The 19,872-nt window shown below is 54.0% G+C and carries 19 protein-coding genes; 12 read left to right on the forward strand and 7 right to left on the reverse strand.

The features are described 5' to 3' along the window. Positions 1–4: 4 nt before the first annotated feature. The 5 genes from ACERY3_RS08670 to pspA all read right to left on the reverse strand — a co-directional run bounded on the left by ACERY3_RS08670 (position 5) and on the right by pspA (position 3,438). Positions 5–1,702 carry a sugar phosphorylase gene (locus tag ACERY3_RS08670; protein WP_373225475.1) on the reverse strand — a complete coding sequence of 566 codons (1,698 nt, stop codon included), beginning with the start codon at positions 1,700–1,702 and terminating at the stop codon, positions 5–7. A 197-nt stretch (positions 1,703–1,899) separates the two neighbouring features. Further along, positions 1,900–2,124, reverse strand: a complete 225-nt coding sequence (pspD, locus tag ACERY3_RS08675; RefSeq protein WP_023312043.1) for a phage shock protein PspD — start codon at positions 2,122–2,124, stop codon at positions 1,900–1,902. 12 nt (positions 2,125–2,136) lie between these two features. After that, positions 2,137–2,496 (reverse strand): envelope stress response membrane protein PspC, encoded by a 360-nt coding sequence (gene pspC / locus ACERY3_RS08680; RefSeq protein ID WP_373225476.1) that lies wholly within the window; start codon positions 2,494–2,496, stop codon positions 2,137–2,139. Then, positions 2,496–2,720, reverse strand: coding sequence for an envelope stress response membrane protein PspB (pspB, locus tag ACERY3_RS08685; RefSeq protein WP_023312045.1), 225 nt, complete (start codon positions 2,718–2,720; stop codon positions 2,496–2,498). Before pspB ends, pspC begins: the two co-directional genes overlap by 1 nt. 49 nt (positions 2,721–2,769) lie before the next feature. Next, on the reverse strand, positions 2,770–3,438 hold the full coding sequence (pspA, locus tag ACERY3_RS08690) for a phage shock protein PspA (RefSeq protein ID WP_373225477.1): 669 nt from the start codon (positions 3,436–3,438) through the stop codon (positions 2,770–2,772). Positions 3,439–3,604: 166 nt separating this feature from the next. On the opposite strand from pspA, the gene pspF reads away from it, so the two are divergent. The 7 genes from pspF to ACERY3_RS08725 all read left to right on the forward strand — a co-directional run bounded on the left by pspF (position 3,605) and on the right by ACERY3_RS08725 (position 11,052). Beyond that, positions 3,605–4,582 carry a phage shock protein operon transcriptional activator gene (pspF, locus tag ACERY3_RS08695; protein WP_373225478.1) on the forward strand — a complete coding sequence of 326 codons (978 nt, stop codon included), beginning with the start codon at positions 3,605–3,607 and terminating at the stop codon, positions 4,580–4,582. Between the two features lie 88 nt (positions 4,583–4,670). Continuing rightward, complete coding sequence (gene sapA, locus ACERY3_RS08700; protein ID WP_033145731.1) at positions 4,671–6,311, forward strand: ABC transporter substrate-binding protein SapA; 1,641 nt, start codon at positions 4,671–4,673, stop codon at positions 6,309–6,311. Further along, complete coding sequence (gene sapB / locus ACERY3_RS08705) at positions 6,308–7,273, forward strand: putrescine export ABC transporter permease SapB (protein ID WP_023312049.1); 966 nt, start codon at positions 6,308–6,310, stop codon at positions 7,271–7,273. Before sapA ends, sapB begins: the two co-directional genes overlap by 4 nt. Then, entirely contained in the window at positions 7,260–8,150 is an 891-nt protein-coding gene (sapC, locus tag ACERY3_RS08710) for a putrescine export ABC transporter permease SapC (RefSeq protein ID WP_032656751.1), read from the forward strand. Before sapB ends, sapC begins: the two co-directional genes overlap by 14 nt. Then, the gene (gene sapD, locus ACERY3_RS08715) at positions 8,150–9,142 is read left to right on the forward strand and encodes a putrescine export ABC transporter ATP-binding protein SapD (protein WP_373225479.1); all 993 of its coding nucleotides are present in this window, start codon (positions 8,150–8,152) and stop codon (positions 9,140–9,142) included. Before sapC ends, sapD begins: the two co-directional genes overlap by 1 nt. Before the next feature lies 1 nt (position 9,143). Beyond that, positions 9,144–9,950 carry a putrescine export ABC transporter ATP-binding protein SapF gene (gene sapF / locus ACERY3_RS08720; RefSeq protein WP_023312051.1) on the forward strand — a complete coding sequence of 269 codons (807 nt, stop codon included), beginning with the start codon at positions 9,144–9,146 and terminating at the stop codon, positions 9,948–9,950. A 160-nt stretch (positions 9,951–10,110) separates the two neighbouring features. Beyond that, entirely contained in the window at positions 10,111–11,052 is a 942-nt protein-coding gene (locus ACERY3_RS08725; RefSeq protein WP_373225480.1) for an ATP-grasp fold amidoligase family protein, read from the forward strand. Here ACERY3_RS08725 and ACERY3_RS08730 read toward each other — a convergent pair. Together ACERY3_RS08730 and ACERY3_RS08735 are read right to left on the reverse strand one after the other, a co-directional pair. Then, positions 11,033–12,106, reverse strand: a complete 1,074-nt coding sequence (locus ACERY3_RS08730; protein WP_373225481.1) for an ATP-binding protein — start codon at positions 12,104–12,106, stop codon at positions 11,033–11,035. The genes ACERY3_RS08725 and ACERY3_RS08730 overlap by 20 nt on opposite strands. Next, entirely contained in the window at positions 12,103–12,807 is a 705-nt protein-coding gene (locus ACERY3_RS08735; protein WP_373225482.1) for a response regulator, read from the reverse strand. Before ACERY3_RS08735 ends, ACERY3_RS08730 begins: the two co-directional genes overlap by 4 nt. Before the next feature lie 247 nt (positions 12,808–13,054). On the opposite strand from ACERY3_RS08735, the gene ACERY3_RS08740 reads away from it, so the two are divergent. From ACERY3_RS08740 to ACERY3_RS08760, 5 genes are all read left to right on the forward strand, one after another. Further along, positions 13,055–13,465 carry a transporter gene (locus tag ACERY3_RS08740; protein ID WP_139153168.1) on the forward strand — a complete coding sequence of 137 codons (411 nt, stop codon included), beginning with the start codon at positions 13,055–13,057 and terminating at the stop codon, positions 13,463–13,465. Between the two features lie 124 nt (positions 13,466–13,589). Beyond that, positions 13,590–14,498: an ABC transporter six-transmembrane domain-containing protein gene (locus ACERY3_RS08745; RefSeq protein WP_063441951.1), complete on the forward strand. Its 909-nt coding sequence runs from the start codon at positions 13,590–13,592 to the stop codon at positions 14,496–14,498. 4 nt (positions 14,499–14,502) lie between these two features. After that, positions 14,503–17,595: a multidrug efflux RND transporter permease subunit gene (locus ACERY3_RS08750; protein WP_373225483.1), complete on the forward strand. Its 3,093-nt coding sequence runs from the start codon at positions 14,503–14,505 to the stop codon at positions 17,593–17,595. Between the two features lie 270 nt (positions 17,596–17,865). Further along, positions 17,866–18,654, forward strand: a complete 789-nt coding sequence (fabI, locus tag ACERY3_RS08755; protein WP_003856831.1) for an enoyl-ACP reductase FabI — start codon at positions 17,866–17,868, stop codon at positions 18,652–18,654. Positions 18,655–18,807: 153 nt separating this feature from the next. Continuing rightward, entirely contained in the window at positions 18,808–19,794 is a 987-nt protein-coding gene (locus ACERY3_RS08760) for a CMD domain-containing protein (RefSeq protein WP_373225484.1), read from the forward strand. The last annotated feature ends 78 nt before the right edge of the window (positions 19,795–19,872 follow it).

Raw genomic sequence — 19,872 nt, forward strand, 5'->3', positions numbered from 1 at the left:
CTTTTTAGTTTTCTTTAATCCACAACACCTGCCATGGATATAGGGTCAGCGTTTTATCTGTAATATCTTTCCCGGAAATCAATTCCGTTCCGGAATGAATATCGGATTCTACCGTTTGAATGCCATCACTGAAATTAAACAGCGCCGTTACTTTCTCACCACAATCCGCCACGCGAACGATTTTTAAAACATGTTTACCTGACGCACTGAAATAAGCTTCACTGTCAGGATGGAATGCTTTCTCCGCCCGACGCAGCGCGATTAACTGGCTTAACGAGAGATAGACCTGAGAGCGCAGGCTATTTTTATCTTCAAGGAGGCCATCAATTTGTCCTGCCGTGTATTTCTCACGATTAATCGCACGGTTATATCCCAGGCGTTCAACACCAGCATAATCATTACGGGAACCGAGAATGCTCTGGATATAAACCGCAGGCACGCCGGGGAAGCTTAAAAGTACGGCATGCGCCAGAATAAACCGGGCAATCCGATCGCTATCAAGACCGTCACGCGTACTTAAAGCATCCAGATAGGTCACATTAATTTCATAAGGACTACGTGTACCATCCGGGTTATTTTTCCAGTTAACCAACGCCCCTTCAGCCTGAAGTTTTTCCACAAGCGTGAGGATTTCCGACTCGGGTAAAATTCCGCGTAACGGATTTAGACCAATCCCGTCATGCGAGGCCAGGAAGTTAAACCAGGTGGTTTTCGTGGAAGGCAACGTCAGCGACGCTGCCCACTGGCTCAGCGTCCCGACGTCCTGAGAATGCACCGCATGCAGCACCAGCGGGGGCAAAGAGAACTGATAAACCATCTGCGCTTCATTTTCGCCGTCACCGAAGTAAGCAACGTTATCTTTATGCGGAACGTTCGTCTCGGTAATAATCACCGTTCCAGGGGCGACAGCCTGGGTAATCGCGCGGAAAAGCTGGATGAGCTGGTGAGTTTGCTCAAGGTGGATGCAGTTTGTTCCGGGTATTTTCCACATGAATCCCACCGCATCCAGACGAATGTATCGCGCCCCTTCAATCAGGTAATGCAGCAGCACGTCGACCATCGCGATCAGCACATGCGGAGAGGCGAAATTGAGATCGACCTGGTCCTCGCTGAAGGTGGTCCACAGGTGTCGCACGCTGCCGTCATGCAGCGTGAAAGGCGTAAGAAGCGGTAAGGCACGCGGACGCGTCACCGCGGATAAGTCTGTTTCAGGATCGACAGAAATAAAGAAATCTTCATATCCTGGCATTTGCTTCAGGTAATTAGCGAACCATTTGCTTTTGGCTGACATATGGTTGCATACGAAATCGAACATTAAACTGGCTGACTTTTTTAATTCGGCAACGTCTCGCCACGTTCCGGTTTCCGGTGCAACCTCGTGATAATCAATAACAGAAAACCCGTCGTCCGAAGACCATGGATAAAAAGGCAAGAGATGAACATGAGAAAAAGAACGAGAAAGCCACCTGTTATAAAAACGTGTAAACACCGGTAGCGCCTTCTCCCCTTTCGCTGAAAACTGATCGGCATAGGTAATCAGGACAACGTCTTTTTCATCCCAACCCGTTTTACGTTTTTCCGTAATAACAGAAGCGGCATTTCCAATATTTTCCAGCAGCACATTAAGATGGGCATCAGAAAACGTTTCCCCGTAAACAAGATTAATGAGTTCTTTAATTTTTGTATTCATTTCATTTTCCATGGTAGCGGTCCCACGAAGTGGCAATCTACTCCCATGAAAAATATCTGTCAACGGACCAGAAAGGAGAAAAAGGTGATTGCAAAGCAGCTCAGCGCAATATTGTGAGCTGCCGCAAAGAAAGAACCGGGAAAAGAGGAAATGCGGTTAACCGTCGCCAGTCCCTCCCCCGTCAGGGAAAGGGCTAACGCCAGCAGGAATTATTGGGATAAGTAGCGGCGAGATAGCCGTTTTGCCACCTTTTGCAGCAGCGGTTCGAGCGCCACGGCCAGCACCATTCTGACCGGTTTGCGGGCAACGGATTTGATCGCCCAACCCGCCACACCTGCCGGGCCGAACCGTAACGCGGTCAGCAGGACCAGTTTACCTGCGATTTTCAGGCCGGGTTTTACCTTCTGACCGGCCTGTTGCCAGTGTTGTTTCATCTCATCTCTCTCTTAAAGCTGACGAAAGCGACTTCTCAGCGTAAAGGTATCCGACGTGACATAGCGTTCCATTTCCCGTAGCCGCTTCTCACCGGCGGCGAGTTGCTCATCAACGGCATTGAGAAGATCGCTGCTGGTCGGGGCTCCCTCCGCAGCCAGTTCTCCTTCGGGCATCGGGTCAAGAACAAACGACAGGACGATATATGCCACCAGGGTAATAAACGCCAGGCCAAAGAAGATCGATAGCACCGCGACCACGCGGACCAGTTTTACCGGGACATCAAGATAGTGAGCCAGCCCGGCACAAACGCCGCACACCATGCCCTGCTGTGGAATTCGCCACAACTTTTTGTTCAGATTCAGTCCAGACATTAACGGTCCCTCCAGTTTGGATGCTCAGCATCCAGGATGGCTTCCAGCGCCTGAATGCGTTCGCGCATTTTGTTCGCCTCGTCGGAGAGCTGTACCAGACGCTGTTGTTCACTCTGGGAGAGTTCGCCCCGAGAAGAACGGTTGCTGTAGTGCAGCCATAGCCAAATCGGCAAAACGAACAGCACGAAAATTGTCAGGGGAATGGCCAGAAAAAGCGCGCTCATGTGTACTCCTTGTCTTATGATGCGGCACGCTCAGGTGCCGCAGGAATTATTATTGGTTGTCTTGCTTCATTTTGGCTTTCAGTGCCGCCAGCTGCTCGCTGATTTCATCATCAGCCTTCAGATCGGCGAACTGTTGATCCAGCGACTTCTGCTTGCCGATGCCGTGGCTTTCGGCTTCCGCTTCCATGTGGTCGATACGACGTTCAAACGATTCAAAACGCGCCATCGCTTCATCAAGCTTACCGCTGTCCAGCTGACGACGCACGTCGCGGGAAGAGCTTGCCGCCTGGTGACGCAGGGTCAGCGCCTGCTGACGCACGCGGGTTTCGTTAAGTTTATTTTCAAGCTCACCAATCTCTTTCTTCATACGGGTGAGCGTGTCGTCCACCAGCGTGACTTCATGCTCGAGCGTCGCGACCATATCAGCCAGCTTCTGTTTTTCGATCAGCGCCGCACGGGCCAGATCCTCTTTGTCTTTACGCAGCGCCAGCTCCGCTTTTTCCTGCCATTCGTTCAGCTGAGCGGTTGCCTGTTCAATACGACGCGTAAGCTGTTTTTTCTCCGCCAGCGCGCGGGCAGAGGTTGAACGCACTTCAACCAGCGTGTCTTCCATCTCCTGAATCATCAGACGTACCAGCTTCTGCGGATCTTCCGCTTTCTCAAGCAGTGAGTTGATGTTGGCGTTCACGATGTCGGCAAAACGAGAAAAAATACCCATAATCAAATCCTCATAGTTCTGTTATCGGGCTATGCCCTGCTGTACGGATAATACAAACATCATGCCAGGTTTTTATCTTATTGATTTTACAGAGTCTGATTGATTTTTGCGCAGCAACAGACTATTCTTCCCTGGTGAATATCGCTAAGGAGTGGTTAATTTCATCATGCCCGGATACAAAGACAATTTACTCGGCGAAGCAAACAGCTTTCTCGAAGTGCTGGAACAGGTCTCTCGCCTGGCGCCGCTCAATAAACCGGTGCTGATTATCGGTGAGCGCGGAACGGGGAAAGAACTGATAGCCAACCGTCTGCATTACCTCTCCGGGCGCTGGGATGGCCCCTTCATTTCCCTTAACTGCGCTGCGCTGAATGAAAACCTGCTCGACACCGAGCTCTTCGGCCATGAAGCGGGGGCGTTTACCGGTGCCCAGAAACGCCATCCCGGACGCTTTGAGCGCGCCGACGGCGGTACGCTGTTTCTGGATGAGCTGGCCACCGCGCCCATGCTGGTGCAGGAAAAACTGCTGCGCGTGATTGAGTACGGCGAGCTGGAGCGCGTCGGCGGCAGCCAGCCGCTGCAGGTTAACGTACGCCTGGTGTGCGCCACGAACGCCAACCTGCCGGAGATGGTGGCGGAGGAGAAATTCCGTGCCGACCTGCTTGACCGCCTGGCCTTTGACGTCGTTCAGCTTCCACCCCTGCGCGAGCGCAGAAGCGACATCATGCTGCTGGCAGACCAGTTTGCGATTCAGATGTGCCGAGAGCTCGGACTGCCGCTGTTCCCCGGCTTCAGCGATTATGCGCAGGAGACGCTGCTGGCTTACCACTGGCCGGGAAATATCCGTGAACTGAAAAACGTCGTGGAGCGCTCCGTCTATCGTCACGGCAGCAGCGAGACGGAGCTGGACAATATCATTATCGATCCTTTTCAGCGCAGCACAGCGCCACTGTCCGCACCAGCGCCTTCAGGCGATTTCCCTACTCTCCCCCTTGATTTACGCCACTTCCAGAACGACCAGGAGAAACAGCTGCTGGAGCAAAGCCTGAAGACGGCGAAATATAACCAGAAACGGGCGGCTGAACTGCTGGGTCTGACCTACCATCAGTTAAGGGCATTGCTCAAAAAGCATCAAATGCGCTGACAATATCAGCACTTACCTGCAGACATTTTTACGAAGCAGGCGTAAGTGCGATACACTTTGCAGATCGAACCTAAAAACCTTAAAAATTATGCGTCTGGTTTTATCGTCCTTTTTAGCACTCGGTCTGTTTAGCAGCCTGGCCTTTGCCGCGCCCGGGCAAACTCCCCAGCCTGACATTCGTGACAGCGGCTTTGTCTATTGCGTAAGCGGCCAGGTGGATACCTTCAACCCGCAAAAAGCGGGCAGCGGCCTGATCGTGGATACCCTGGCCGCGCAGCTTTACGACCGTCTGCTTGATGTTGACCCATACACCTACCGTCTGGTGCCTGAGCTGGCGGAAAGCTGGGAAGTGCTGGATAACGGCGCAACGTACCGTTTTCACCTGCGCGATGACGTCGCGTTTCAGCGCACGCCGTGGTTTACCCCCACGCGCAGGCTGAACGCAGATGACGTGGTCTTTACCTTCCAGCGCATCTTTAACCGCAACCACCCGTGGCATAACGTTAACGGGGATAATTTCCCCTATTTCGACAGCCTGCAGTTTGCTGATACCGTCAAGAGCGTGCGCAAGCTGGACAACCGGACGGTTGAATTTACGCTGACGCGCCCGGATGCCTCCTTCCTCTGGCATCTGGCGACCCACTATGCGTCAGTCATGTCCGCTGAATACGCGGCGAACCTGACGAAAAAAGATCGTCAGGAGTTGCTCGATCGTCAGCCAGTCGGCACCGGTCCGTTCCAGCTCGCTGAATACCGCGCCGGGCAGTATATTCGTCTGCAGCGTCATGAGCATTTCTGGCGCGGCACCCCGCTGATGCCGCAGGTGGTGGTCGATCTCGGTTCAGGCGGAACGGGACGTCTGTCGAAACTGCTCACCGGGGAGTGCGACGTGCTCGCCTGGCCCGCGGCCAGCCAGCTCACCATTTTGCGTGACGATCCGCGCCTGCGCCTGACGTTACGCCCCGGCATGAATATCGCTTATCTGGCCTTTAACACGGATAAGCCGCCGTTGAATAACCCTGCCGTTCGTCACGCTCTGGCGCTGGCGATTAACAACCAGCGTTTGATGCAGTCGATCTACTACGGCACGGCGGAAACCGCCGCCTCAATTTTACCGCGCGCCTCGTGGGCCTATGACGGTGAAGCTAAAATTACGGAATACAATCCGGCAAAAGCGCGTGAACAGCTGAAGGCGCTGGGGGCGGAAAACCTCACTTTGCAGCTTTGGGTGCCAACCAGCTCCCAGGCGTGGAACCCGAGCCCGCTCAAGACCGCCGAACTGCTGCAGGCAGATATGGCGCAGGTGGGCGTCAAAGTGATCATCGTACCGGTTGAGGGCCGTTTTCAGGAGGCGCGCCTGATGGACATGAATCATGATTTAACCCTGACCGGCTGGGCGACCGACAGTAACGATCCGGACAGTTTCTTCCGGCCGCTCCTGAGCTGTGCGGCGATAAACTCGCAGACCAACTACGCCCACTGGTGTAACCGGGAGTTTGACGCCGTGCTGCAAAAAGCGCTGGCTTCCCAGCAGCTGGCCTCACGCATCGACGCCTATGATGAAGCGCAGAAGATCCTTGCCCAGGAGCTGCCGGTGCTGCCGCTGGCCTCTTCCCTGCGTCTTCAGGCCTATCGTTACGATATTAAAGGCCTGGTGCTGAGTCCGTTCGGCAACGCCTCGTTCGCCGGCGTGTCGCGTGAAAAAGAACAAGAGGTGAAAAAACCATGATTATTTTTACCTTACGTCGGCTCCTTTTGCTGCTGGTGACGCTCTTTTTCCTGAACTTTGTCGGCTTCAGCCTGAGCTATTTCACGCCCCACGCCCCGCTCCAGGGGTCGTCGCTGTGGGATGCCTGGCTGTTCTGGTTTAACGGGCTGCTGCACTGGGATTTCGGCGTGTCCAGCATTAACGGACAGCTGATTTCCCAGCAGCTGAAAGAGGTTTTCCCGGCCACGATGGAGCTGTGTATTCTGGCCTTCGGCTTTGCCCTGATGGTCGGCATTCCCGTGGGCATGCTGGCCGGGATCTATCGCAATAAATGGCAGGATAAGTTTATCAGCGCCCTCGCCCTGTTCGGCTTCTCCATCCCGGTATTCTGGCTGGCGCTGCTGCTGACGCTGTTCTTCTCGCTGACGATGGGCTGGCTGCCGGTTTCAGGTCGCTTTGACCTGCTCTATACGGTTAAAACGGTGACGGGTTTTGCCATCATTGACGCGTGGCTGTCCGATTCGGTGTGGCGCCATGAGATGATCGTTAGCGCCGTGCGCCATATGGTATTGCCGGTGCTGACGCTGGCGGTTGCGCCAACAACCGAAGTGATCCGCCTGATGCGCCTGAGCACTATCGAGGTGTTTGACCAGAACTACGTCAAAGCCGCCGCAACGCGCGGGTTGTCCCGCCTGACCATACTGCGCCGCAACGTCCTGCACAACGCGCTGCCGCCGGTTATTCCGCGTCTGGGATTACAGTTTTCCACCATGCTGACGCTGGCCATGATCACCGAGATGGTCTTTAGCTGGCCGGGCCTGGGGCGATGGCTGATTAACGCCATCCGCCAGCAGGACTACGCCGCTATTTCTGCGGGCGTGATGGTGATTGGTTCGCTGGTGATTATTGTTAACGTGTTGTCCGATATTCTGGGTGCCATGGCTAACCCATTGAAGCATAAGGAATGGTATGCCTTACGATAGCGTATACAGTGAAAAGCGCACGCCCGGCGTGCTGCGTACCGTGTGGCGTAAATTCTATGGTGACACCACGGCAATGATCGGCCTTTACGGCTGTGCCGGCCTGGTGTTGCTTTGCGTCTTTGGCTCGTGGTTTGCGCCGTACGGCATCGACCAGCAGTTCCTTGGCTATCAGCTGCTGCCGCCGTCCTGGTCGCGCTACGGCGAAGTCTCTTTCTTCCTGGGAACGGACGACCTCGGACGTGACGTGTTGAGCCGCCTGCTGAGCGGTGCAGCCCCGACGGTCGGCGGCGCATTTGTGGTGACGCTCGCGGCTACGATCTGCGGGCTGGCGCTCGGTATTTTTGCGGGATCCACCCATGGCCTGCGTTCGGCGGTCCTTAACCACATTCTGGATACGCTGCTGTCGATCCCGTCCCTGCTGCTGGCAATCATTGTTGTTGCCTTTGCCGGTCCGCACCTGTCGCATGCCATGTTCGCCGTCTGGCTGGCTATCCTGCCCCGCATCGTGCGCTCGGTTTACAGCATGGTGCATGATGAGCTGGAAAAAGAGTACGTCGTTGCCGCGCGTCTGGACGGCGCGACGACCTTTAACATTCTGTGGTTTGCCGTACTGCCCAACATCGCCGCCGGGCTGGTCACTGAGATCACCCGCGCCCTGTCGATGGCGATCCTGGACATCGCGGCGCTCGGTTTCCTCGACCTCGGTGCACAGCTGCCGTCGCCCGAATGGGGTGCGATGCTCGGCGACGCGCTGGAGTTGATCTACGTGGCACCCTGGACGGTCATGCTGCCGGGTGCGGCCATTATGGTGAGCGTGCTGCTTATCAACCTGCTGGGCGACGGTATTCGCCGTGCCATTAACGCGGGGGTGCAATAATGCCGCTTCTTGATATTCGCAATCTCACCATCGAATTCAAAACCGGTGAAGGCTGGGTTAAAGCCGTCGATCGCATCAGCATCACCCTCGCGGAGGGTGAAATTCGCGGGCTGGTGGGGGAATCCGGCTCGGGAAAAAGCCTGATTGCCAAGGCTATCTGCGGCGTGGCGAAAGACAACTGGCGCGTGACGGCAGACCGTATGCGTTTTGATGATATCGATCTGCTGCGCCTCTCCCCCCGCGAGCGGAGAAAGCTGGTCGGGCATAACGTCTCGATGATTTTCCAGGAGCCGCAGTCCTGTCTCGACCCGTCCGAACGCGTGGGTAAACAGCTCATGCAGAACATTCCCGGCTGGACCTATAAAGGCCGCTGGTGGCAACGCGTTGGCTGGCGCAAGCGCCGCGCCATCGAGCTTTTACACCGCGTTGGGATTAAAGATCACAAAGATGCGATGCGCAGCTTCCCCTATGAGCTGACCGACGGCGAATGTCAGAAAGTGATGATTGCCATCGCGCTGGCAAATCAGCCGCGTTTGCTGATTGCGGATGAGCCCACCAACGCGATGGAACCCACCACGCAGGCGCAAATTTTCCGCCTGCTGTCGCGTCTCAACCAGAATAACAACACCACCATTTTGCTGATCAGCCATGACCTGCAAATGCTCAGCAAATGGGCGGATAAAATTGACGTCATGTACTGCGGGCAAACGGTCGAAACCGCGCCGAGTGAAGATCTGATCGGCGCGCCGCATCATCCGTATACGCAGGCGCTTATCCGCGCCATTCCGGATTTTGGCAGCGCGATGCCGCATAAGAGCCGCCTGAATACCCTGCCGGGGGCGATTCCGCTGCTGGAATCCCTGCCGATAGGCTGTCGTCTGGGGCCAAGGTGCCCCTATGCTCAGCGTAAATGTATCGAAACACCACGCCTGACCGGGGCCAAGAATCATCTGTACGCCTGTCATTTCCCGCTGAACATGGAGAGAGTGTGAAATGGTCGAAACCTTACTGGAAGTTCGCAACCTGAGTAAGACCTTTCGCTACCGCACGGGGCTGTTTCATCGTCAAACTGTCGACGCGGTGAAGCCGCTGAGCTTTACGCTGCGTGAAAAACAGACCCTGGCGATCATCGGCGAGAACGGTTCCGGGAAATCCACCCTGGCGAAAATGCTCGCCGGCATGGTTGAACCGACTGCAGGCGAAGTGTTGATTGACGATCATCCTCTGACGTTCGGCGATTACTCTTTCCGCAGCCAGCGCATCCGCATGATTTTCCAGGATCCCTCGACCTCGCTTAACCCGCGCCAGCGCATTTCGCAGATCCTCGATTTTCCGCTGCGTCTGAACACCGACCTGGAGCCAGAGGCGCGCCGTAAGCGCGTATTTGAAACCCTGCGTATGGTTGGGCTGTTGCCGGATCACGAAAGCTACTACCCGCATATGCTGGCCCCCGGCCAGAAACAGCGTCTGGGCCTGGCGCGTGCGTTGATTTTGCGGCCAAAAGTGATCATTGCGGATGAAGCGCTTGCCTCGCTGGATATGTCGATGCGCTCGCAGCTGATTAACCTGATGCTGGAATTACAGGAAAAACAGGGGATCTCGTATATCTACGTCACCCAACATCTGGGAATGATGAAGCACATCAGCGATCAGGTGATGGTCATGCACCAGGGCGAAGTTGTCGAGCGCGGCAGCACGGCGGATGTGATGGCCTCCCCGCTTCATGAGCTGACAAAACGACTGATTGCCGGTCATTTTGGTGAAGCATTAACCGCCGATGCGTGGAGAAAAGACCGCTAAGCGCGACGCTCAGCAAAAATCACCCCATTAAATTAAGGATTAAATAGTCTGAGTACGCTATTTAATCCTTTAATTTTCGTCTCCATCCCTGCTCCATATTTTAAGCAATATTAATCAACAGTTCTTCTCCAGAATATCCGGACATTACGGAGGAGAAGAAATGAACACCGCCACTTACGTTTTAAAATACACAGAGTATCTCATCAGAAAATGCCGCTCATTTTTAATGACGGATCTGCACTTTCATACCGTGAGGCTTAAGAAAACAACCGGGGAAACCCCTGACATTAACTCGCCCACGACGTTGAGTGAAAAAATATGTCATCGTCTGGTCTATGACCATAATAACTTCTACACGATGCTTGCCGATAAACTCGCCGTTCGGGCATACGTTTCCTCCAGAACAACGCGCGTGAAAACGGTGCCATTAATCGGCGTTTATACCAGGCCGTCGCAGATTGATTTTTCAGTTCTTCCTGACAAATTCGTCCTTAAGTGCAACCATGACAGCGGCAGCACAATAATATGTACAAACAAAGCGCAATTTAATGAAAAAGAAGCGTGTAAAAAGCTGAGCCTCGCGTTAAAGAAAAATCTTTACTACACCACGCGCGAATGGCAGTACAAAAACATTACGCCGAGTATACTTTGCGAGCCGTTTGTCGATCTCTTCGACGACGCTGACAGGAATACAACGCCCGAAATGCTGAGGATCCATTGTTTTCACGGCGTTGCCCACTATGTAGAAGCGGATTTTACGGATGATAACGGCAAAGGGTTTATCAACGTTTATGACAGGTACTGGAACTTACAACCCTTCCGGATGGAATATCCAAATACTTCAGCAGAACCAGGCGAACCGCTCTTGTTCCGCCAGGCTTTGTTGGCCTCCCAGGAGCTGGCGCATGGAATTGACTACTGTCGCGTTGACCTTATGCTAAAAAAAGATGAAATCTATTTCAGCGAAATAACCTTAAGCCCGAGACGCGGTAAACTGACGATTACCCCCCAGGAATGGGATGCTAAGTTAGGAAAAATATGGCATTTATCGCCGGCAGGCACATTTGACCTGCCGCTGAAGCTCACGAGTCGGGCCAGGTGAGTTTAAATATCGAGTGGTTTTGCGTCGATAAGGTATAGGTAACATCGCCACCATGAGCCAGCATGATGGCTTTTACCACCGACAAGCCCAAACCACAGCCTTCCGGGTTCACATGTCTGGCGCCATTATCGCGCTGAAAGGGCTGAAAGGGCTGAAACAGGAAATCATGAAACTCTTTGGGGATGCCCGGTCCCCCGTCCTGAATAAGGATATAATTGCCTTTATCAGAAACGCCATTTTTCACGATGAGCGTGCGCGAGGTTGAATAGTGTAAGGCATTATCAAATAAAACGGTCAAACACTGATTGATGCGTAATGGATCGAATACGCACTGCTGCTCCCTCAGGTCTGTATTGACGGTAAACGCCTTATGGCTGAACTCGGGCATGAACGTATCGAGTGCGTTCTGTATTGTCCCTTTTAGATCGGTTCTGGACTGGCATAACGTATATCCCGCCCCGCCATCCGAACTGATAACCCGGAGATCTTCAATCAGGCGGGTTAACCCTTCCGTCTGTTTGAGAAGATTATTAAACAGCACCGGATCCGGGGTAAAAACGCCATCTACCAACCCCTGAAGCCGTCCGCGTAAGATCGTGACCGGGGTTCTCAGCTCATGCGCGATAGCGGCATTCCAGGATTTCCTCTGAATATCCAGCGTCTGTAATTTTTCCGCCATTTCATTGAAATCCGTCACCAGGTGATTGATCTCACCCAGCCGGGAACTGCCGCAGAATGCCCGTGCGTCCAGATCGCCCTGAGAAATCTTTTTCAGGCTGGACGCTACCGCGTTTAGCGGGGTGAGGATCCGCGATGAAAGTTTGACCGTGAAAAAGAGGGCAATAATCATACTGATCGTTGTCGCGGTCCCAATCCATACCCAGTCCCACATCGTCATCTGCTCGTCATCGCCCGCAGCAGGGCCGCCCGGGAGGTGATCCAGAATAAAGGAGTAAAAAAACCAGGAGCCGAGTATGGCGATGGCAATGATCGTAAACGTCAGCAACAGCATATACGTTAAGATCTGACGGCTCAGGACAGACTCTTTGTTCATTTCTTTTCCCCAAGCCGGTAGCCCATACCTCTGATGCTCTCGGGAACACCATAGAGGCCGGCAAGCTCCAGTTTTTTACGCAACTTGCTCATGTGGCTGTCGACCGTTCTGTCGAGCGTATCCCCTTCCGGCAGACACGCGTTGAGCAGCTCTTCGCGTGAGCAGACCTTTCGCGGATATCTCACCAGGTATGTGAGCAATTTAAATTCGGTCGTCGTTAATACCGGTGAGACAACCTCTGTGTCCACGGTGACTTCCACGTAGAAGTCATCCGGGTAGACCGTAATAAATGGCGTTCTGAGCGGCTGGGAACCTGCCTGCTGAAGCGCGGGTTTTGTCCTGCGCAGCACCGCTTCAACCCGGGCGACAACTTCAGAAGGGTTGAAGGGTTTGATCACGTAATCATCCGCGCCCAGCCTCAGCCCCATGAGCTTATCGACATCCTGATCGAGAGCGGAAACCATAATGACGGGGACAGCGCTTTCCTGACGAAGCGTGGTAAGTACGCTCCAGCCGTCACATACGGGCAGGTGAATGTCCAGCAATATGAGATCCGGTTTATGGAGGCGATTGAGCGCTATGGCCTGTTCGCCCTGCCTGGCTCGGAGCGTTTTCATTCCCGAACGATCCAGGTAGCTCATCAGTATATCGGCAATTTCGTCTTCATCTTCAACAACAAGGATCAGCGTATTTTTGTGCATTTTATCTCCGCGGGTGAAATCCCTTTGAGCTCGCTATCAGATATCTTTAGCACAATAAGACACAGCCTACGGGAAAAAGTGCCGTAGCTAAGAAAATTTCCCGGCTGATTTACCTGCCCGGTTATTTCTCCATACAGCCTACACATTCCGTCAATAATGACTCGACAATGCCCGTTCAAAATCGCTATTGAGACAAAACTCTTTTTACATTTAGCGTTGCACATTATCCCTGTTACTTAAAGACTTTATGAAGTTGGCTGAAATAACGAACATGGAACTTTCTAAATATTTCTCTCCTAAAAAGCTGGGCATATATTCCCTGTTCCTGCTGCTGTCCTGGGGATTACTTTACACCTGGCTGATGCTGGTACACAAAATGGATGAAAAAGTCGCCTCTACGCTGCTCTCTTCACCCATTATCTATGGCTGCATCGCATTGTCGGTTGTCTCTCTGATAATCCAGAATAAAGCCGGCGCGTTGACTGAGCTACTCGTCGTCGCCTTCTGGCTGTTGGTGATTTTTGTTTATCTCATTATTACGTTCACCGTGCTGTTAAACGCGATGCCCGATATCGAGGATCTGATCTTTTACTACGAGTGTTATTTGATCATTTTTTTTGGCGGAGCCCCGCTGTACCTTATTATGAGAATGATTTGAGCCGTTGCTCCACATAGCCTCCACAAACCGCCCATTTCCGCTAAACAGGCGCGCGGTAGACTCTCCCTCACGCTATTTTGCACAAAAATAACTCACCTAAAAAATCTGATAAAACTTATCCATAATGATGAACCGTAATAATCTTCGTTCTTCTGAACCTGCCGGAGTGATGCACTCGCTAAAAAAACTCGCGATACGGCACCGGAAAAAACTGGTTGTCACTTTTTTCCTGGTGGTGGCCGAAAACGTGACGTTTTTACTTTATCCCGTTCTGGCTGGCATCGCGATAAATGCCATCCTCGCCGGTGAAACGCTTAACGCCGCGCTGTATGGCCTGATGGTGCTTTGCATGTGGTTCATCGGTGCGGCCAGACGAAGCGTAGATACGCGCACCTTTGCACGCATTTATGCCGGACTCGCGGTTTCCGTCGTCCTGGCACAGCGCAAATACCAGCTCAACCATTCGGCGATCGCCGCCAGGGTAACGCTCTCGCGCGAATATGTGGATTTCTTTGAAATGCACCTTCCCCTGCTTATTACCTCGCTGAGCTCACTTTTTGGTGCCGCAATCATGTTGCTGTTTATTGAGTTTTGGGCCGGCGTCATGTGCTTTGCGATTGTATTTATCCTGCTCGGATTTGTCTCAGGATATGCCCGTAAAAATGAATGGCTGTTCATGCGCCTGAATAATCGGCTGGAAAAAGAAGTGGATTATGTTCATAAGGCGGGCACGGCTACCCTTCACCGCCATTACTCCACGCTGGCGCGTTTGCGTATCGCATTATCTGACCGCGAGGCGTGGGGTTATTTGTGGGTCGGCGTGCTTGTTGCCGCGCTTTTTACGCTGACCATCGTCTGGATGACGCGCTCAACCGGCATCACTGCCGGACATATTTACTCGGTGATGACCTACATGTGGATGTTCGCGACGAGCCTCGATGACGCGCCGCAGCTTCTTGAGAAATTTTCACAGCTCAGGGATATCGGCAAGCGCGTATCCACTGATGATGAAATTCACGTAACCGGACGTTAATTTAATGCCGCATTTTTTTATCGAACGCCCCGTTTTCGCCTGGGTAGTGGCGCTTTTTATCGTTCTGGCAGGGCTCCTGTCTATTCCCCGTTTGCCGGTTGCGCAGTATCCGGCGGTGGCGCCGCCTGGAATCATTATTTCCGTCAGTTACCCGGGGGCCAGCCCCGATATCATGAACACGTCGGTGGTATCGTTAATCGAGCGCGAAATCTCCGGCGTAGATAATTTGCTCTACTTTGAATCATCCAGTGACACAACCGGTTCGGCATCGATTACCGTCACCTTTAAACCGGGCACGGACATCAAGCTGGCGCAGATGGATCTGCAGAATCAGATTAAGATCGTCGAGCCTCGTCTGCCTCAGGCGGTAAGGCAAAACGGCATCAACGTCGAGGCCGCTAACTCTGGCTTTTTAATGATGGTGGGGCTGAAGTCGGCGACGGGTCAATTTGAGGAAGCCGATTTAAGCGACTATTTTGCCAGAAACGTCAGTGACGAGCTTCGTCGCGTGCCCGGCGTAGGGAAAGTTCAGCTGTTTGGCGGCGAAAAAGCGCTGCGCATCTGGTTGGATCCCATGAAGCTCCACGGCTACGGGCTTTCGGTAAGCGATGTTCTTACCGCCGTTGGCCAGCAAAATGCCCTGGTTTCGCCCGGCAAAACGGGAGATGAGCCAGCCTCTGCAGGACAAGGGGTGACGTATCCCATCACCGTGAAGGGACAGCTCTCCTCGGTAGAGGCGTTCAGAAATATCACCCTGAAATCTGACGCATCCGGTGCCCGCCTGAAACTGTCCGACATTGCGCGGATTGAATCTGGCCTGCAAAGCTACGCCTTTGGTATCCGTGAAAATGGCGTGCCCGCAACGGCGGCAGCAATCCAGCTCTCGCCTGGCGCGAATGCGATGAGCACGGCTTCCGGCGTACGGGCGCGCATCGACGAACTTTCCCGGGTGTTACCCGAAGGAATGGCGTTTACGGTACCCTTCGACACCGCGCCGTTCGTGAAACTTTCTATCATGAAGGTTGTTCAGACATTTGTGGAAGCGATGGTCCTGGTCTTCCTGGTTATGCTGCTGTTTCTGCACAAGATACGCTGTACGCTTATCCCGGCGATTGTTGCTCCCGTCGCCCTTCTTGGCACCTTCACCGTGATGCTATTGAGCGGCTACTCCATCAATATTCTGACGATGTTCGGCATGGTGCTGGCGATAGGCATTATCGTTGATGATGCCATTGTGGTCGTGGAGAACGTTGAACGACTGATGGAGGAAAAAAGCCTGTCCCCGCGTGACGCCACGCGGCAAGCCATGCAGGAAATCACCCCGGCGATTATTGGCATCACGCTGGTGCTGACCGCCGTCTTTATCCCCATGGGATTTGCGGAAGGATCCGTCGGGATTATCTACCGACAATTTTGTATTTCCATGGCGGTTTCCATACTGCTGTCCGCGTTTCTTGCCCTGACGCTGACGCCTGCCCTGTGCGCAACGTTACTCAAGCCGCATAAGCCAGGAAAGAGAGGCGGAAGGTTCGCGGTCGGGTTTAACGCGCGCTTTCGTTCGCTCACCGCCAGTTACGAAGCCGGGCTGGGTGCCGTTCTGAAGCGAACCGGGCGTATGCTGCTCCTGTACGCTGCGCTTTGTGCTGCGCTGTTTCTGGGATTGTCTTCGTTACCGTCGTCCTTTCTGCCGGATGAAGATCAGGGCTACTTTATGTCCTCAATCCAGCTGCCTTCTGATGCCACGATGCAGCGTACCCTCAACGTGGTTAAAAAATTTGAAGAGGAAATCGCGGCCCGGCCGGATATTGAAAGCAACATTATGATCCTGGGGTTTGGATTTTCAGGTTCAGGACCAAACTCGGCTATGGCCTTCACCACGCTGAAGGACTGGAAAAATCGGCAGGGTTCGACGGCTCAGGGTGAAGCCGACCATATACAGGCCAGCATGGCGAACGTCTCTGATGCCGTCACGATGAGCCTGCTCCCGCCGGCCATTTCGGATATGGGCACCTCGTCGGGCTTCACCTGGTACGTGCAGGACAGAGCGGGACTGGGCTACGAGGCGTTAAAGCGCGCTGCCGACGCTCTGGTCCTGCAGGCCAATCAGCGTCCTGAACTGGGTGACGTGTATATAGACGGTCTGCCGGAAGGAACAAGCCTTGCGCTCCAGGTGGACAGAGAAAAGGCGGAAGCAATGGGCGTCTCATTTGATGAAATCAACCAGACGCTCTCCGTCACCCTGGGCTCAAATTACGTCAACGACTATACGAACAACGGCCGCGTTAAGCAGGTGATCATTCAGGCCGATGCGCCCTACCGAATGCAGCCTGAGCAGATACTGACATTATCAGTGAAAAACCGGATGGGACAGATGGTGCCGGTATCGACGTTTGCCACGCTTTCCTGGAACGTTGCGCCCCAGCAGTTGACGCGTTATCAGGGATATTCGGCTATTCGCATTACCGGAAATGCGGCGCCGGGAGAGTCCAGCGGCACCGCAATGAAGGTTATGGAGGACGTGTCCAGGAGTCTGCCTCAGGGCATGGCTGGCGAGTGGGCCGGCAGTTCATTGCAGGAGAGAAAATCGGAATCTCAGCTTCCGGGCCTTATCGTCCTGTCGATACTGGTCGTGTTTATGGTGCTGGCCGCCCTGTATGAGAGCTGGTCTATTCCATTTGCGGTCATGCTGGTCGTTCCGCTGGGTCTTATTGGCGCGGTGATCGGGGTGTCAGTTGCCGGGATGACGAATGACGTTTTCTTCAAGGTCGGCCTGATTACGCTTATCGGCCTGTCGGCCAAGAACGCCATTCTGATTGTTGAATTTGCGAGGCAACTCCATCGCCAGGGGCAGCCCCTGCTGGCGGCAACCATTCATGCCGCCGGCCAGCGTCTGCGCCCTATTCTGATGACGTCGTTAGCCTTCACCTTAGGGGTTGTTCCGTTGATGCTGGCCCGTGGTGCGAGCGACAGTACGCAGCATGCCATCGGTACCGGCGTATTTGGCGGCATGATTAGCGGTACGCTTCTCGCCATTTTCTTCGTACCGGTTTTCTTTATCGTCATCGCGCGCTTCATCGACAACCTCAGGAAAGCGTGAATACCCTCGCGGGATCGCGCTTCCTCGCTGGTTGGATGAGGTGAACCTGTTGCCGGGTGATATACTGGACGAATGCTGAAATTTTGAGCCCCCGCGAGTCCGCGGCGCATTCTTCGGGACAGGCGTCTACGGAGAACAGCGAGAAATATCGTGACACAAGGGGCTGTGAGTGGGCTATAATTTCGAGCTAATTTCGAATGATTTTGAAATACTGCCTGTAACGCTATGAATTACAAGGCAAAATTAGCAATGAATATAAGGATTAAAGCTATGGGTTTTCTTTCCGGTAAGCGCATTCTGGTGACTGGCGTTGCCAGCAAACTGTCCATCGCATACGGCATCGCACAGGCAATGCATCGCGAAGGCGCTGAGCTGGCGTTCACCTACCAGAACGACAAGCTGAAAGGCCGTGTTGAAGAGTTTGCCGCGCAGCTGGGTTCCAGCATTGTTCTGGAATGTGACGTTGCACAAGACGAAAGCATCGACGGCATGTTTGCTGAACTGGCAAAAGCATGGCCGAAATTCGACGGTTTCGTTCACTCCATTGGCTTCGCTCCTGGCGACCAGCTGGACGGCGACTACGTGAACGCGGTTACCCGTGATGGCTTCAAAATCGCTCACGACATCAGCTCCTACAGCTTCGTTGCGATGGCGAAATCCTGCCGCGCGATGCTGAACCCGGGCGCAGCCCTGCTGACCCTGTCCTATCTGGGCGCTGAGCGTGCTATCCCTAACTACAACGTTATGGGCCTGGCGAAAGCCTCTCTGGAAGCCAACGTACGCTACATGGCGAACGCAATGGGTCCTGAAGGCGTGCGCGTTAACGCCATCTCTGCAGGTCCTATCCGCACCCTGGCAGCTTCCGGTATTAAAGATTTCCGTAAAATGCTGGCACACTGCGAAGCGGTTACCCCGATTCGTCGTACCGTTACCATTGAAGATGTGGGTAACTCTGCAGCATTCCTGTGCTCTGACCTTTCCGCTGGTATCTCCGGTGAAGTGGTTCACGTTGACGGCGGCTTCAACATCGCTGCAATGAACGAGCTGGAAATTAAATAAGCTGTGACTCTCTTCCCGCACGGGAAGAGAGTTTTCCCCCCGCACCACCCCTTCGTTATTCCGTTCTGCTATTTGTTATCACCTAACAATATTTTTCCCTTTATCTGCCTTACGCCAGGATATTGATCGCCATTTTGAGATCAAGGAACGCACATGGAACAACGCCGTTTTTCCGGCAAAGGCCACTGGTATCACGAGACCCAGTCGAACCACGCGCAGACAGATGTTCTGCCTCTGGTGCCCGAAGCCGCTAACGTCGACGATCGTTTTTTGCTCGATTTAGCCCTGCCTGATGAGATTGTCGCCGCCTGTTCTGGCTGGCTTACCCCTGCCAGAGCCCTGTGCCACCAGCTGTTTCCGCTCTCGATTCCCGTGAACCGCCTGCATACGCTCAGCGCCTACGATCGGCTCAGCACCGCGCTAACGGTCGCCCAGGCCTGTGGCGTTCAGCGGCTCTGTAACCATTACGCCGCCCTCCTCGCCCCGCTTCCCGGCCCGGACTCCTCGCGCGAAAGCAACCGACGTCTGGCGCAAATCACGCAGTATGCCCGCCAGCTCGCCAGCTCTCCTGATGTGATTGATGATAAAGCGCAGAACCAGCTTGATGAGGTTGGCCTGTCAATATATGACATTGTGGTGATTAACCAGATTATCGGCTTTATCGGTTTTCAGGCGCGCGTGGTCGCGGTTTTTCAGGCCCTGTTAGGACACCCCGTTCGCTGGTTGCCAGGCCATCATATTCAGCCGCACACGCTGCCCGCGAGCCACGCCGCCTGGGTGCCGCTGTTGCCCGTCGTCGAGCTGCGCTATGCGAGTGCGCATCAGCTTGAGTCGCTGTCCCGCTGGCAGGCAGAACCCGCGCTGGAGGCGCTGACGCCGGTCCTTTGCCATGAGACTTCGCTGCTCGACCTGACCGGAGAAATCCTGTTAAACACCCGCGAAGCGATCCCGCTGACGTCCCCCGCACTTTCGGCGGCGGTCGAACTGCTGACGCGCTCTCCGGACCGCTTCAGCGCCGCGCAGTTTACCCCGCTCACGGATCAGGGACTCCCCGGCGAACATGCCATCACGCTGCTTACCCGGAGCGCGTTTGATGGCTGGCTCAATCGTCTGAAAGTCGCGTTTGGTAAAGAGGAATAACCATACTAATTACCCAAAGAGCGCTTGCTGAGACAGTGAGAATCGCGTAAAACTGTCAGCCGCTCAATGGCTACGAAA

Origin of the sequence: Enterobacter cloacae complex sp. ESBL7 (assembly GCF_041679625.1) — a bacterium.
Taxonomy (GTDB): domain Bacteria; phylum Pseudomonadota; class Gammaproteobacteria; order Enterobacterales; family Enterobacteriaceae; genus Enterobacter; species Enterobacter asburiae_B.

Excerpts from the sequence above, each read along its gene's own strand:
- ACERY3_RS08670 (WP_373225475.1), bottom strand. The coding sequence starts at position 1,702 with ATGGAAAATGAAATGAATACAAAAATTAAAGAACTCATTAATCTTGTT.
- pspD (WP_023312043.1), bottom strand. The coding sequence starts at position 2,124 with ATGAAACAACACTGGCAACAGGCCGGTCAGAAGGTAAAACCCGGCCTG.
- pspC (WP_373225476.1), bottom strand. The coding sequence starts at position 2,496 with ATGTCTGGACTGAATCTGAACAAAAAGTTGTGGCGAATTCCACAGCAG.
- pspB (WP_023312045.1), bottom strand. The coding sequence starts at position 2,720 with ATGAGCGCGCTTTTTCTGGCCATTCCCCTGACAATTTTCGTGCTGTTC.
- pspA (WP_373225477.1), bottom strand. The coding sequence starts at position 3,438 with ATGGGTATTTTTTCTCGTTTTGCCGACATCGTGAACGCCAACATCAAC.
- pspF (WP_373225478.1), top strand. The coding sequence starts at position 3,605 with ATGCCCGGATACAAAGACAATTTACTCGGCGAAGCAAACAGCTTTCTC.
- sapA (WP_033145731.1), top strand. The coding sequence starts at position 4,671 with ATGCGTCTGGTTTTATCGTCCTTTTTAGCACTCGGTCTGTTTAGCAGC.
- sapB (WP_023312049.1), top strand. The coding sequence starts at position 6,308 with ATGATTATTTTTACCTTACGTCGGCTCCTTTTGCTGCTGGTGACGCTC.
- sapC (WP_032656751.1), top strand. The coding sequence starts at position 7,260 with ATGCCTTACGATAGCGTATACAGTGAAAAGCGCACGCCCGGCGTGCTG.
- sapD (WP_373225479.1), top strand. The coding sequence starts at position 8,150 with ATGCCGCTTCTTGATATTCGCAATCTCACCATCGAATTCAAAACCGGT.
- sapF (WP_023312051.1), top strand. The coding sequence starts at position 9,144 with ATGGTCGAAACCTTACTGGAAGTTCGCAACCTGAGTAAGACCTTTCGC.
- ACERY3_RS08725 (WP_373225480.1), top strand. The coding sequence starts at position 10,111 with ATGAACACCGCCACTTACGTTTTAAAATACACAGAGTATCTCATCAGA.
- ACERY3_RS08730 (WP_373225481.1), bottom strand. The coding sequence starts at position 12,106 with ATGAACAAAGAGTCTGTCCTGAGCCGTCAGATCTTAACGTATATGCTG.
- ACERY3_RS08735 (WP_373225482.1), bottom strand. The coding sequence starts at position 12,807 with ATGCACAAAAATACGCTGATCCTTGTTGTTGAAGATGAAGACGAAATT.
- ACERY3_RS08740 (WP_139153168.1), top strand. The coding sequence starts at position 13,055 with ATGAAGTTGGCTGAAATAACGAACATGGAACTTTCTAAATATTTCTCT.
- ACERY3_RS08745 (WP_063441951.1), top strand. The coding sequence starts at position 13,590 with ATGATGAACCGTAATAATCTTCGTTCTTCTGAACCTGCCGGAGTGATG.
- ACERY3_RS08750 (WP_373225483.1), top strand. The coding sequence starts at position 14,503 with ATGCCGCATTTTTTTATCGAACGCCCCGTTTTCGCCTGGGTAGTGGCG.
- fabI (WP_003856831.1), top strand. The coding sequence starts at position 17,866 with ATGGGTTTTCTTTCCGGTAAGCGCATTCTGGTGACTGGCGTTGCCAGC.
- ACERY3_RS08760 (WP_373225484.1), top strand. The coding sequence starts at position 18,808 with ATGGAACAACGCCGTTTTTCCGGCAAAGGCCACTGGTATCACGAGACC.